The organism is Mumia sp. zg.B53, assembly GCF_019550935.1.
GTDB lineage: Bacteria > Actinomycetota > Actinomycetes > Propionibacteriales > Nocardioidaceae > Mumia.
The window spans coordinates 780,122-792,403 of sequence record NZ_JAHWCK010000001.1; the positions used below are offsets into that span (position 1 = coordinate 780,122).

Genomic DNA, 12,282 nt, shown 5'->3' on the forward strand with positions numbered 1-12,282 from the left:
TATCCAAGACCGATCCGGTCGGGGCCGATACTGCCGCGGTATGACGCCTGGTGAGCCGCGTAATCTCGACGAGGTGGAAACCCGTGAGCTTCGCTACTTCATCGCCGTCGCCGAGGAGTCGCACGTCGGTCGGGCGGCCACCCGCCTCGGGATGGCGCAGCCGCCGCTGTCGCGCGCGATCGCCCGGCTCGAGCGACGCCTGGGCGCCGACCTCTTCGTCCGTACGCCGCGCGGGGTGACCCTCACGAGCGCCGGGGAGACCCTGCTGCTCGAGGGCCGGGCCGCGCTGGCAGCCGTCGAGGCAGCGGAGCGACGCACCCGCCGAACCGTCGAGGCGAACGGCCGGGCCCCGGTGGTGCTCACCGCCAAGGCAGGCGCGTCGAGCGAGCTGATGGCCAAGCTGCTCGATGCCTACGCCGCCGAGCCCGGTGCCGTCGACGTCGACGTGGTGCTGAGCCCACCGGGGCATCAAAGCCTCATGCTGCGCGACGGGCGCGCCGATGTCGCGATCCTGCACCGACCGTTCGACGACGTGAGCGGGTTCGACGTGGACACGCTCACGGTCGAGGAGCAGGTGCTCGTCCTGCCGGCCGGCCACCCCACGAGCGCCCAGAACTCCATGACCGTCGCCGAGGCCGGCTCCATCGCCGACCTCCCGCTGCCGCGCTGGCCCGATCTCCGCGGCACCTACCCCGCCGGTCCCGGCCCTGAACTCCGCGACCTGACGCAGGTTCTGCAGCTGGTGCGGCTGGGCCGCACCGCGATCATGCTGCCCGAGTCGGCCACCGCCGGTCTCCACGACGGACTGGCTGTCGTCCCGGTCTCGGACGCCCCTCAGGTCACGACCGTCATCGCGTGGCCGCCTCACAGAACATCATCGGGCGTGGCGGGTCTGGTGCGCGCGGCGGCGCGCCTGTGAGCTGCCCGTCGTCCACCGATGTCGAGGCACGGGAACGACTCAGGCCCCCGCCTGAGGCGGGGGCCTGGGTGCCCGTGAGGGTGGCAGGTAGAGGATTCGAACCTCTGTAGGCAATGCCGGCTGATTTACAGTCAGCTCCCTTTGGCCGCTCGGGCAACCTGCCGGGGTTCGTTACTCTGTCCGAGCAACAGCACGACTTTAACGCAGCACTCCTGCGCGCCCGAAACCGGGTGACCGGGACCCCGACGGAGAGGATCACCATGGCCGCGGACTCGTCGTTCGACATCGTGAGCAAGCTCGACCACGCCGAGATCGACAACGCGATCAACCAGGCCGCGCGCGAGATCGCGACCCGATACGACTTCAAGAACACCGGGGCCTCGATCGAGAAGAGCGGGCCGACAGGTCTCGTCATCAAGGCGAACGCCGACGAGCGCGCCCTCGCCGTCCTCGACGTCCTCAAGGACAAGCTCGTCAAGCGCGGCGTGTCGCTCAAGACGCTGGAGGCCGGCGACCCCAAGCAGTCCGGCAAGGAGTCGGTGATCAACGGCACCTTCTCCGAGGGCATCAGCCAGGAGCAGGCCAAGAAGGTGTCCAAGCTGATCCGCGACGAGGGCCCGAAGGGCGTCAAGGTGCAGATCCAGGGCGAGGAGCTCCGCGTCACGAGCAAGAAGCGCGACGACCTCCAGGAGGTCATCGCGCTGGTCAAGGGCGCCGACCTCGACTTCGCCGTGCAGTTCGTCAACTACCGCTAGGTGGCTCGTGCCGGAGCCTGGCAGCCTGTCTGGTCAGGTGGTCGCGCTCCGGCACGTTCGTCGAGGCCGCCGCAGCCTCCGCGTAGAGCCTCGCCGCGGCCGTACGGTCTCCGGCGCGCTCGTGCAGCCAGGCCGCCACCGCCGCTCGCCGAGGAACCTCGGCCGGCACGGGATCCAGCGCACGGAGTCCCTCGGCGGGGCCCTGGACCTCCCCGACGGCGACCGCGCGGTTCATCGCGACCACCGGTGAGGTGGTGTGCTCGAGGAGCTCGTCGTACCACTGGAGGATCTGGGGCCAGTCGGTCTCGTCGGCGGCCGCGGCGTCGCAGTGGAGCGCGGCGATCGCCGCCTGCGCCTGGTACTCGCCGACCTGCTGACGGGCGAGGGCGGTCTGGAGGATGTCGACCCCTTCGGCGATCCGCCGCGTGTCCCACCGCGAGCGGTCCTGCTCGGCGAGCGGCACGATCGAGCCGTCCACGGCCCACCGCGCGTCGCGACGCGCATGGTGCAGCAGCATCAGCGCGAGCAGGCCGGCCACCTCCGGGTCGTCGGTCGCCCGCGCCAGCATCCTCGTGAGCCGGATCGCCTCGGCAGCCAGGTCCACCGCGCCGGTGTAGCCCTCGTTGAAGATCAGGTAGAGGACCTTCAGCACGGCGCGCAGGTCACCGCTCGGCCCGACTCCCTCCTTGGCGACCGTCCGCTTGGCCCGGCTGATCCGCTGCGCCATCGTCGCCTCGGGCACGAGGTACGCCTCGGCGATCTGCCGCGTGGTGAGCCCGCCGACCGCCCGCAGGGTGAGCGCCACCGCGGAGGCCGGCGAGAGTGACGGATGGCAGCAGAGGAAGAGCAGGCGCAGCGTGTCGTCGGTCTGCTCGGTCGGCCCCGGCGGCCGGTGGTCGACCACCCGCTCCTCCCGCGCGCGACGTGCCGACGCCGCTCGGGCCGCGTCGAGATACTTGCGCCACGCGACGGTCACCAGCCAGCCGCGCGGGTCATCGGGCCACTCCCCCGGCCAGCGGCGTACGGCCTCGATCATCGCCTCCTGCACCGCGTCCTCCCCCGACGCGAAGTCAGCGCCGCGTCGGAGGAGGACACCGAGCACCTGCGGCATCAGGTCCCGAAGAAGCCGGTCCACGACATGCCGTCCGATGAGCCGCGGCGTGCTCAGTCGGTGACCATGGGGGGCATCTCGAGGAAGGGCCGGACCTCGATCCACTCGTTGATCGGCTCCCCGCGGGGACCCGGGGCCGACGAGAGGAAGGCTGCTGCCTCGTGAGCCCGCTCGACCGAATCGACGTCGATGACCATCCAGCCGGCGATGAGGTCCTTGCTCTCGGCGAACGGTCCGTCGGTCACCGGCGGACGTCCCTCTCCGCCGTGGCGGACGAACGTGCCCTCGGGCGACAGCGCCTGACCGTCGACGTACTCGCCACGCTCACGGAGCGTGTCGGCCACGTGCTCCATGAACGCGACGTGCGCCGACACCTCGTCCGGCGTCCACTGGTCCATGGGCGCGAACTCGTGCTCCGGCTTCGGTCCGCCCCGGTAGTGCTTGAGCAGCAGGTACTTCGCCATCGTCGTCTCCCTGTTTCCATTCAACCGCGGCAGCGTTCTCGCTGCCGTCACTCCAGGGACGGAGCCGGCACGCGCTTCTCGACATGATCGCCGAGACCGGGTCAGGGAAGCGGGCCGAGAAGCAGCGTCGGAGCGACGGAGGTGGCGACGAGCGCGACGACGCCGACCACCACCACGGCGTACGCGATCGCCGTCCCCCGACCTTCGCGGACGGTGGCGCCGGACGCGGCGACCTCGCTCCGCAGCACCCGGCTCGCCGGCGCGAACGCGACCACGGCCAGCCGGAGGTAGTAGACGAGCCCCAACGCGACGTTGACGGCCATGACCGCGGCCAGCCACCCGTACCCGCTCACGATCACCGGCTGGAGCACGACGTACTTGGCGACCAGCCCGATCACCGCCGGCGGGAAGCCCGCCAGCGCGAGCAGGCCCATCAGCAGGGCCACCCCGAGAAGAGGATCACGCCGGGCGACCCCGGTGTAGTGGGCGTACGAGGTGCCGCCGAGCCGGCGTACGCCGACCGCCGCGACGGCGAAGACGGTGAGGTTGGCGACGGCGTAGACCGCGAGGTAGCGCAGCGGTGCCGTGAGCACGAGGTCCGAGCCGACGGCGACCGCGACCAGCGGTGCGAGGACGAACCCGCCCTGCGCGACGGACGACCACGCCAGCATCCCGACGATGTCGCGCTGCGCGAGCGCACCGAGGTTGCCGATCGTCATCGACAGCGCCGCCACGACGGCGATGAAGAGGTCCCACCGCGGCTGGAGGGCCACGAACGGATAGGCGAGCACCACGAGCAGAGCGGCGAGCGCGCCGCCCTTGGACACCACCGAGAGGAACGCCGCCACGGGCACCGTCGCGCCCCGGTAGGCGTCGGGGATCCACAGGTGGAAGGGGACGGCGCCGACCTTGAACACCAGGCCGATCAGCACCAGGACCACGACGGCGGTGACGACCCGCAGCGGTGCGCGCTCGGCCTGGAGACCGACCAGCACGCCCTCGTAGGTGAGGGTGCCGGTGAGCCCGTAGAGCAGCGACAGGCCCATGAGCGTCACCGCGGTCGCGGTGGCCGACGCGAGGAAGAACGTCCAGGCCGAGGAGACCGCCTCACGCCGGTCGCGCTGCATGGCGACCAGCGCGATCGATGGGAGAGAGAGGAGCTCCAGCGCCACGACGAGCGTGACGAAGTCGCTCGCCGACGCCAGGGTCAGCGCCCCCGCCGTCGCACAGAGCATGAGGAAGACCGACTCGCCCGCCGGCATCATGGCGTCGTCCTCCAGGACCTGCGCGAGGACCACGACCGCAAGGGCGGACAGCAGGATCACCCACGAGAACCCGGCGACGATCGGCCCCGTCGACCCGGTCGACGCCAACCACGAGCCGGCCGCGGCCAGCGACGCCACGGCGATCGTCCCGGCGCGTCGCCATCGGCCGCCCGGCCAGAACGCATCGACGACCAGCGCCACGATCGCCCCGGCGGCGACCAGCAGCGGCACTCCCGCCGACGACCAGTCGATGAGCTGTGAGCCGGTCATCGGACGCCTCCCAGGATGGCCGGGATGCTCGGCTCGACGACACCCATCACGATCCCGGGTGCGAGCCCGAGCAGCAGCACCGCCACCACCAGGACCGCCGCGATCCCCCGCTCGGACCCGTCGAGGTCGAGGTCGTGCTCGTGCGGCGTCGGCACGCCCTGGAGCGTACGGCGGACTATCCGTAGGAAGTAGGCGGAGGTGAGCAGGACGCCGAGCAGCGCGCCGACGAGGAGGACGGCCGCCAGTGCCGGCCCCAGCCCGGCATCACCGGCACCGGCGGAGGCCTGGTACGCCCCGCGCAGCGCCATCATCTCGCCCCAGAACCCGGCGAGACCGGGGAGACCGAGGCTGGCGAAGCAGGCGAAGCCCAGGACCACCGCAAGCGCCGGCATCCGGGCGTACAGGCCGCGCCCGAGCACCGCGATCTCCGCCGTCCCGAAGCGCCGCTTGAGGGATCCGGCGTTGAAGAACAGCAGCCCGGTCACGAGCCCGTGCGCCACGCTCGCGAACACCGCGGCGGCGACGCCGATCTCGGTCAGCGTCGCGATGCCGAGGACCACGAAGCCCATGTGCCCGACGCTGGAATAGGCGATCAGCCGCTTGAGGTCGGTCTGGCGCAGGCAGGCGAGGGCGGCGACGACGATGCCGACGACCCCGAGAGCGCCCAGCCACGGCGCCAGGTCGCGCGCGGGTCCGGGCAGGACGGAGACGAGGACACGCAGCAGCCCGTACGTCCCGAGCTTGAGGAAGACGGCCGCCAGCAGGACCGAGCCCACGGTCGGCGCCTTGGCGTGGGCGTCGGGGAGCCACAGGTGCAGCGGCCAGATCGGCGTCTTGACCGCGAGCCCCAGCGCGATCGTGCAGGCGGCGAACAGCGCCCACCCACCGTCGAGGACGTCGCCCCGCTCGGCCAGCTCCGGGATCTGCAGGGTGCCGGTCAGCGCCCAGACGGTCACGAAGCCGACGAGCATGAACGCCGAGCCGACGACCGTGTAGAGGAGGAACCGCGTCGCCGCGGTCCGGCGCCCGACCGGGTCGTGCGGGTCGCCCCAGCGGGCGATGACGAACCACATCGGGATCAGCGCGAGCTCGAAGAACACGAAGAACAGCAGGAGGTCGAGCGCCGCGAAGACGCCGACGGCCGCCGTCAGCACCACCATCACCAGGCCGACCAGACCGGGTGTCGCGTTGTCCCCCGCCGGCGGGTCGTCGACCAGCGCCCAGCACACCAGCGCCGAGATCAACGCCGTCATCAGCAGGAGAGGGAACGAGATGCCGTCCATCCCGAGGTGCAGGTGGATCCCCAGCGCACGGACCCAGACGAGGTCGATCTCGGCGGCGTAGCCGTCGCCGTCGTGGCCGATCCAGGTCACGAGGAGCAGCACCGCGACGACCAGCGACGTGGCGGTGCCGACGCGGGCGGCGACCAGGTCGGTGACCAGGCTCCGCGCGACGACCAGCAGGAGGGCCGCGACCGCGGGGACGGCGAGGGCGACCACCAGGCCGTTCATCGGACCACCACCAGCAGGGTCGCGAGGAGCACGCCGACGGCGAGCACGGTGACGTAGATCTGCGCGTTGCCCGTCTGGGTCCGGGTCAACACGCGGGAGAGCAGCACGCTCAGCCAGGCCACGGCCCGCGGGTAGAAGCCGATGACGTCACGGTCGGTGGCCACGACCAGGTCGCCCGCCTCTCGAGCGGCGACCCCCGCACCGTCGTAGCCGACGTCCCACCCGAGCTCTCGCGTGAACGCCGGCCTGGCCGGTCCGATCAGGTCGGCAGGGTCCCGCCCCGCGGCGAGCGCCTGGTACGCGAGCCACCCTGCCCCCGCGACGACCAGCGTGGTCACGAGACCCATGAGCAGGTCGAACGGCATCGCAAGACTCAGCAGCAGCGTCGCCGCCGCGAGGAGCACCAGAGGCCCGACCATGAGGGGCGGCGCCTCCCGGAGTGCTTGCGCGCGGGCCGCCCCAGCGCCGGTGACCGTCGCGCCGTCGCCTCCCATGAACGTCATCCACCAGGCGCGGAAGGCGTACACGACCGTCACCGCCGCCGTCACCAGCCCGACCGCCAGCACCACGGCCGCGACCCCCGCCGACACCGGAGACTCGTGGCCCACGGCGTGCCAGGCCGACTCGAGCACGGCGTCCTTGCTGAAGAACCCGACCGTCGGCACGACGCCGGCGAGCGCGGCGAAGCCGATCGTCCCCGTGGCGAACGTCCACGGCATGGCCCCGCGCAGTCCGCCCATGTCGCGCAGCGCCGTCGAGCCGATCACGTGGGCCACCGAGCCCGCGACGAGGAAGAGCAGCGCCTTGAACGCGCCGTGGGACAGCAGGTGGTCGATGCCGGCGTCGTAGCCGCCGACGGCGAGGGCGGCGAACATGTAGGCCAGCTGGCTCACCGTCGACCACGCGAGCACCCGCTTGAGGTCGCCCGAGGTCAGCGCCAGCAGCGCGGCGAGGAGCATCGTGACGCACGCGACCACCGCGAGGACCGTCATCGTCACCGCCGACTCCGCCATCACCGGGTACAGCCGGGCGACGAGGAAGACACCGGCCGCGACCATGGTCGCGGCATGGATGAGCGCGCTGATCGGCGTCGGGCCCGGCATCGCGTCGGCCAACCACGTGTGCAGCGGGAACTGGGCCGACTTGCCGACCACGGCGACGACGATCAGGAGTCCGATCGCGGTCAGGCCCGCAGGGGCGTCCGACGACGCCATCGCTGCGAGGACCTCGCTGATCTCGTACGTGCCGAAGGTGTGCCCGATCGCGAAGATGCCGACCAGCAGACCGAGGTCGCCGACGCGGGTGAGCAGGAACGCCTTCACCGCACCGGCCCGGGCGGGCGCGAGCTCCCAGTGGTGGCTGATCAGCAGGTACGAGCAGAGGCCCATGACCTCCCACCCGACGAGGAGCAGCCACAGGTTGTCGGCGACCACCACGGTCCCCATGGCAACGAGGAACAGCTGGATGATCGTCGTGTACGAGCGGTAGCGGGGGTCTCCGGCGAGATAGGCCACCGAGTAGACCTGCACCATCAGGCCGACCCCGGCCGCGAGCAGCAGCATCACGGCGCTCAGGTGGTCGACGTAGAACGTCACCGAAACTCCGAGCAGGTCACCGCCGTCGACCAGGGTCGTCCGCTCGCCGGCCGGCGAGCCGTACGGTCCGGTGCGATCACCCAGACGCGGGAATGCCACGATCGCGGCACAGAGCGCGAGAACCGCAGTGATCGCGACCGCCGACGACGAGTAGCGACGGGTCACAGCTCGTCACCGCCCTCGGCGAGCATGCTGGCCGGTGGCTCCTGAGCGTCGATGTCGGCGTTGCCGACCGCCCGGAAGAGCGCGAGGACGATCGCCAGCCCAAGACCGATCTCGGCGGCGGCCAGCGCGATCACGAAGAGGGTCAGCGACTGTCCCGTGTGCAGCGTGTCGGCCCACCAGGTGTCGAACGCCACGAGGTTGAGGCTGACCGCGTTGAGCATCAGCTCCACCCCGAGCAGGACCATGACGGCGTGCCGCCGGGCGAGGACGGCATAGATCCCGAGACCGAAGAGACCGCAGGAGACGGTCAGGGGCAGCATCAGCGACATCAGCGCGCCCCCTTGCGCGTCAGCACGATCGCGCCGACGAGCGCGGCGAGGAGCACCACCGACAGCACCTCGAACGGAAGCACCCAGGTCCGGAAGAGGGCGTCGCCGAGCCGCTCGGCCGTGCCGATCCGGATCTCGTCCTCGTCGATCACCTCACCGCCGAAGCCCGCCCACACGACGGCCCCGAGCCCGACCGTGACCGCCCCCGCGACCACGGCGGCCAGCGGCTGGTTGCGGGTCGCCGTCGCCGAGCCCGGACCTGAGGGCGCCCGCGTGAGCATCAGGGCGAACAGCAGCAGCACGACCACCGAGCCGATGTAGATCAGCACCTGCACCCAGGCGACCAGCTCGGCCGCCAGCAGGATGTAGAGGCCGGCGATCGCCCCGAGGGTCACCACGAGCCACAGCGCCGCGTGCACGATCTGGTCGCTGGTGACCACGAGGAACGCCGACACGAGGGTCACCACGCCCAGGGCGGCGAACACCACCGTCACCGCGGTCATGCGCCAGGCTCGGCTTCGCGCTCTGCCACCTTGTCCGCCTCGAGCCTCGCGGCCTCACGGTGGGCCGCCTTCTCCGCCACACCGATCTCCTTGGGCTGCTCCGCCGCAGGGTCGAGCGGCTGCGGCGGCGGGACGGTCCACATCCACTCGCGCAGTCGCTCCTTGTCGTGCGTCAGGTCACGGATGTCGAGCTCGGCGTACTCGAACTCGGGCGACCAGTGCAGCGCGTCGAAGGGGCAGACCTCGACGCAGATGCCGCAGTACATGCAGAGCGAGTAGTCGATGTCGAACCGGTCGAGCACGTTGAACGAGCGCTCACGCCCGCCCTCGTTGACCGGAGGCGCCGTCTCCTTGTGCGAGTCGATGTAGATGCACCACGCCGGGCACTCGCGGGCGCAGAGCATGCACGAGGTGCAGTTCTCCTCCTGCAGCGCGATCACCCCTCGGCTGCGGGGCGGCAGGGCAGGGAGCACGTCGGGGTACTGCTGGGTGACCGCCCGTCGGGTCAGGTTGTGCCACGTCACCCTCAGGCCCCGCACGAGGCCGCTCCCCGTCACCGCACGTCGCACGCCGCTCATGCCAGGACCACCACCGTCGTCAGAGCGAGCTGCCCGAGGGCGAGCGGGACCAGGATCTTCCACGCCAGCGCATTGAGCTGGTCCTCACGCATCCGCGGCCACGCGACCCGGAACCACACCACGAGGAATGCCACCACCATCGTCTTGAGAAGGACCCACAACCAGCCGAGCTCGTCCGAGGACGGTCCTCGCCACCCGCCGAGGAACAGGGTCGCCGTGAGCGCGGAGAGCACGACGATCCCGGCGTACTCGGCGAGCAGGAACATCGCGAACCGCATGCCTCCGTACTCGGTGTAGGGCCCGAGGACGAGCTCCGCGTCGGCGATCGGCATGTCGAACGGCGGCCGCTGGAGCTCGGCGAGCCCCGCGACGACGAAGACCACCAGAGCCGGCAGCTGCCACAGCAGCCAGGACCACTCCCAGGCCTGGGCGATGCCGACGAGCGACAGGGAGCCGGCCATCATCGCCGCCGACACCGCCGCGAGCACCATCGGGAGCTCATAGCTCATCAGCTGGGAGGCGGTCCGGAGCCCACCGAGCAGGGAGTACTTGTTGGCGCTCGCCCAGCCGCCCATGAGGGTGCCGAGCACGCCGATGCTCATCACCGCGAGGGCGAAGAAGAGGCCCAGGTCGAGGTCGGCTCCCACCGCGCTCGGCCCGAGCGGGATCACGAACAGCACCACCAGGTACGGGACGAGCGCGACACCGGGTGCCAGCGCGAACACCGGTCGGTCTGCGGCGCTCGGGGTCACCTCCTCCTTCTGGACGAACTTCACACCGTCGGCGACCAGCTGGGCCCATCCGTGGAAGCCACCGGCGTACATCGGTCCGACCCGCGACTGCATGTGCGCCATCGTCTTGTGCTCGAGCTGCCCGACCGCCAGCGGGAGCACGAGGAACGCAGCGAGCACGACCACGCACCGCAGCGCCACGTCGAGGACCTCAGCCATCGGTGCCACCGTCCTCGGCCGCCGGCGGAGGTGTCGCTCGGCGGGACCGGCGTGGGCGGGAAGCACCGGCCGCCGGGCCTGCGGTCGCGTGAGCGAGGGGATCGGGCGTCGGGGTGCCCGGCGGCCTCGGCCCCCACTGCTCGGGGTCCGGCACACCGGGAGGACGGGTCCGGCGACGCCCTGGCGACGACTCGGCCGCCGACACGTCGTGGTCGGACTCGCCGGGCTCCTTGGCGCCCGGCCACGGCTTGACCACCCGGGAGGCGAGCACGAACTCCTTGCGCAACGGGTGGCCCTCGAAGGCGTCAGGCAGCAGGAGCGTCTCGAGGGCGACACCGTCACGGAAGTCGATGCCGAACATCTCGTGGGTCTCGCGCTCGTGCCAGGCGGCACCGGCGTACGCGCCGACCAGGGAGTCGAGGACCGGGTCCGCGCGCGGCACGGTGGTCTGGACCAGGACGTCCCTCACCGCCGTGCGGCCGACACCGGGCGACAGCGCCACCAGGTGGCACACCACCCGCAGGCCGCCGGCGAGCTCGGGCTCGTCCGCGTACGGGCTCGGGCCACCCGCCTCGTCGACCGCGCTGAGCCAGTCGAAGTAGTGGCACCCCGCGCGGTCTCGCAGCGCGAGCACGATCGATCGCCACCACCCCGAGGGGACGGTCAGCGCGAGCCCCCCGAGCTCCTCGGTGGCGGTGACGCGGTCACCGCCGATCACCCGGCCGAGGTCGAGCACGTCGGAGGTCCAGGTCATCGGCGACTAGCCGTCCTGCTCAGGCGTGACCGGCGGCCGCAGCAGCGACGAGAGCGAGCGGCGCAGTCCTGTCCGGCCGTAGCGCTGCGCGAGGTCTTCGCCGGCGATCTTGTCCTGAAGGGTGACGATCCCCTGGAGGAGGGCCTCCGGCCGCGGCGGACAGCCGGGGACGTACACGTCGACCGGGATGATCTGGTCGACGCCCTTGGTGACGCAGTACGAGTCCCAGTAGGGGCCGCCGGAGTTGGCGCACGACCCGAAGGAGATGACGTACTTGGGGTCGGGCATCTGCGCGTAGAGCCGCTCGATCGCCGGCGCCATCTTGTCGGTCACCGTGCCCGACACGACCATGAGGTCGGCCTGCCGGGGACCGGGGGCGAAGGGGATGACCCCGAGGCGGATGAAGTCGTGACGGGCCATCGACGCCGCGATGAACTCGATCGCGCAGCACGCCAGCCCGAAGTTGAAGACCCACAGCGAGTAGCGACGCCCCCAGTTGAGCAGATAGCGCACGGGCCGAGGCGCCAGCGCGGATCCGACGCCGAGGTCGACCTCGCCCAGCCTCTCCATGGACGGGCTCTGCAGAGTCGGGCTCTGCAACGTAGGGACGCCGAGGTCGACCGCACCCTTGGTCACGTCCACGACAGCACCCCCGTGCGCCATGCATAGACGAGGCCGACGGCGATGAAGCCGAGGAACACCGCCATCTCCACCGCGGCCGCCCACCCGATGGACGCGAACACGACCGCCCACGGGAAGAGGAACACCGCGTCGACGGCGAAGATGACGTACAGGAACGCGTAGACGTAGTAGCGCACGTTGCTCTGCGCCCACCCGGTGCCGACGGGGTCCACGCCGGACTCGTACGTCAGCAGCTTGGCCGGATCGGGCAGCGCGGGACGGAACAGCCGGTTGGCCCCGAGCATGCCTGCGGCCAGAGCCACGCCGACCCCGATGATCGCGGCGACCGACGCGTACGTCACCAGGTAGTCGGGGTAGTCGGACATGCGCCTGAGTCTAGGGGGTCGCCGCCGGGCTGCGTGCGGAGCGCGACGGCTCACCGGGGTGTGTCCGCGACCGACCTCCGGACCACGGGAGAGAGCGAGCCGCCCA

The 12,282-nt window shown here is 71.4% G+C and carries 14 protein-coding genes and 1 tRNA gene; 2 read left to right on the forward strand and 13 right to left on the reverse strand.

Annotated features, from left to right (window positions below):
• Positions 1–73 precede the first annotated feature (73 nt).
• Positions 74–919 (forward strand): LysR family transcriptional regulator, encoded by an 846-nt coding sequence (locus KV102_RS03870; protein WP_220345337.1) that lies wholly within the window; start codon positions 74–76, stop codon positions 917–919.
• 81 nt (positions 920–1,000) lie between these two features.
• Here the strand turns inward: KV102_RS03870 and KV102_RS03875 are convergent.
• Positions 1,001–1,082 (reverse strand) — tRNA-Tyr (locus KV102_RS03875).
• A gap of 97 nt (positions 1,083–1,179) precedes the next feature.
• Between KV102_RS03875 and KV102_RS03880 the strand changes: the two genes are divergently transcribed.
• On the forward strand, positions 1,180–1,674 hold the full coding sequence (locus KV102_RS03880) for a YajQ family cyclic di-GMP-binding protein (RefSeq protein WP_220342100.1): 495 nt from the start codon (positions 1,180–1,182) through the stop codon (positions 1,672–1,674).
• Here KV102_RS03880 and KV102_RS03885 read toward each other — a convergent pair.
• The 12 genes from KV102_RS03885 to KV102_RS03940 all read right to left on the reverse strand — a co-directional run bounded on the left by KV102_RS03885 (position 1,661) and on the right by KV102_RS03940 (position 12,176).
• The gene (locus KV102_RS03885) at positions 1,661–2,809 is read right to left on the reverse strand and encodes an RNA polymerase sigma factor (protein WP_220345338.1); all 1,149 of its coding nucleotides are present in this window, start codon (positions 2,807–2,809) and stop codon (positions 1,661–1,663) included. The two genes, KV102_RS03880 and KV102_RS03885, sit on opposite strands and share 14 nt — an antisense overlap.
• A gap of 29 nt (positions 2,810–2,838) precedes the next feature.
• The gene (locus KV102_RS03890; protein WP_220345339.1) at positions 2,839–3,249 is read right to left on the reverse strand and encodes a YciI family protein; all 411 of its coding nucleotides are present in this window, start codon (positions 3,247–3,249) and stop codon (positions 2,839–2,841) included.
• A 101-nt stretch (positions 3,250–3,350) separates the two neighbouring features.
• On the reverse strand, positions 3,351–4,784 hold the full coding sequence (locus tag KV102_RS03895) for an NADH-quinone oxidoreductase subunit N (RefSeq protein WP_220345340.1): 1,434 nt from the start codon (positions 4,782–4,784) through the stop codon (positions 3,351–3,353).
• Complete coding sequence (locus KV102_RS03900) at positions 4,781–6,295, reverse strand: NuoM family protein (RefSeq protein ID WP_220345341.1); 1,515 nt, start codon at positions 6,293–6,295, stop codon at positions 4,781–4,783. The genes KV102_RS03895 and KV102_RS03900 overlap by 4 nt, the downstream gene beginning before the upstream one ends.
• Positions 6,292–8,055, reverse strand: coding sequence for a proton-conducting transporter membrane subunit (locus KV102_RS03905; RefSeq protein WP_220345342.1), 1,764 nt, complete (start codon positions 8,053–8,055; stop codon positions 6,292–6,294). Before KV102_RS03905 ends, KV102_RS03900 begins: the two co-directional genes overlap by 4 nt.
• On the reverse strand, positions 8,052–8,384 hold the full coding sequence (nuoK, locus tag KV102_RS03910; protein ID WP_220345343.1) for an NADH-quinone oxidoreductase subunit NuoK: 333 nt from the start codon (positions 8,382–8,384) through the stop codon (positions 8,052–8,054). Before nuoK ends, KV102_RS03905 begins: the two co-directional genes overlap by 4 nt.
• Positions 8,384–8,887 carry an NADH-quinone oxidoreductase subunit J gene (locus tag KV102_RS03915; protein WP_220345344.1) on the reverse strand — a complete coding sequence of 168 codons (504 nt, stop codon included), beginning with the start codon at positions 8,885–8,887 and terminating at the stop codon, positions 8,384–8,386. The genes nuoK and KV102_RS03915 overlap by 1 nt, the downstream gene beginning before the upstream one ends.
• Complete coding sequence (locus KV102_RS19710; RefSeq protein ID WP_220342107.1) at positions 8,884–9,465, reverse strand: NADH-quinone oxidoreductase subunit I; 582 nt, start codon at positions 9,463–9,465, stop codon at positions 8,884–8,886. Before KV102_RS19710 ends, KV102_RS03915 begins: the two co-directional genes overlap by 4 nt.
• Entirely contained in the window at positions 9,462–10,415 is a 954-nt protein-coding gene (nuoH, locus tag KV102_RS03925) for an NADH-quinone oxidoreductase subunit NuoH (protein WP_220342108.1), read from the reverse strand. The genes KV102_RS19710 and nuoH overlap by 4 nt, the downstream gene beginning before the upstream one ends.
• Positions 10,408–11,169 (reverse strand): NADH-quinone oxidoreductase subunit C, encoded by a 762-nt coding sequence (locus KV102_RS03930; protein ID WP_220342109.1) that lies wholly within the window; start codon positions 11,167–11,169, stop codon positions 10,408–10,410. The genes nuoH and KV102_RS03930 overlap by 8 nt, the downstream gene beginning before the upstream one ends.
• Before the next feature lie 6 nt (positions 11,170–11,175).
• The gene (locus KV102_RS03935) at positions 11,176–11,811 is read right to left on the reverse strand and encodes an NADH-quinone oxidoreductase subunit B (RefSeq protein ID WP_374197338.1); all 636 of its coding nucleotides are present in this window, start codon (positions 11,809–11,811) and stop codon (positions 11,176–11,178) included.
• Positions 11,802–12,176: an NADH-quinone oxidoreductase subunit A gene (locus KV102_RS03940; RefSeq protein WP_220342110.1), complete on the reverse strand. Its 375-nt coding sequence runs from the start codon at positions 12,174–12,176 to the stop codon at positions 11,802–11,804. Before KV102_RS03940 ends, KV102_RS03935 begins: the two co-directional genes overlap by 10 nt.
• Positions 12,177–12,282: the final 106 nt, after the last annotated feature.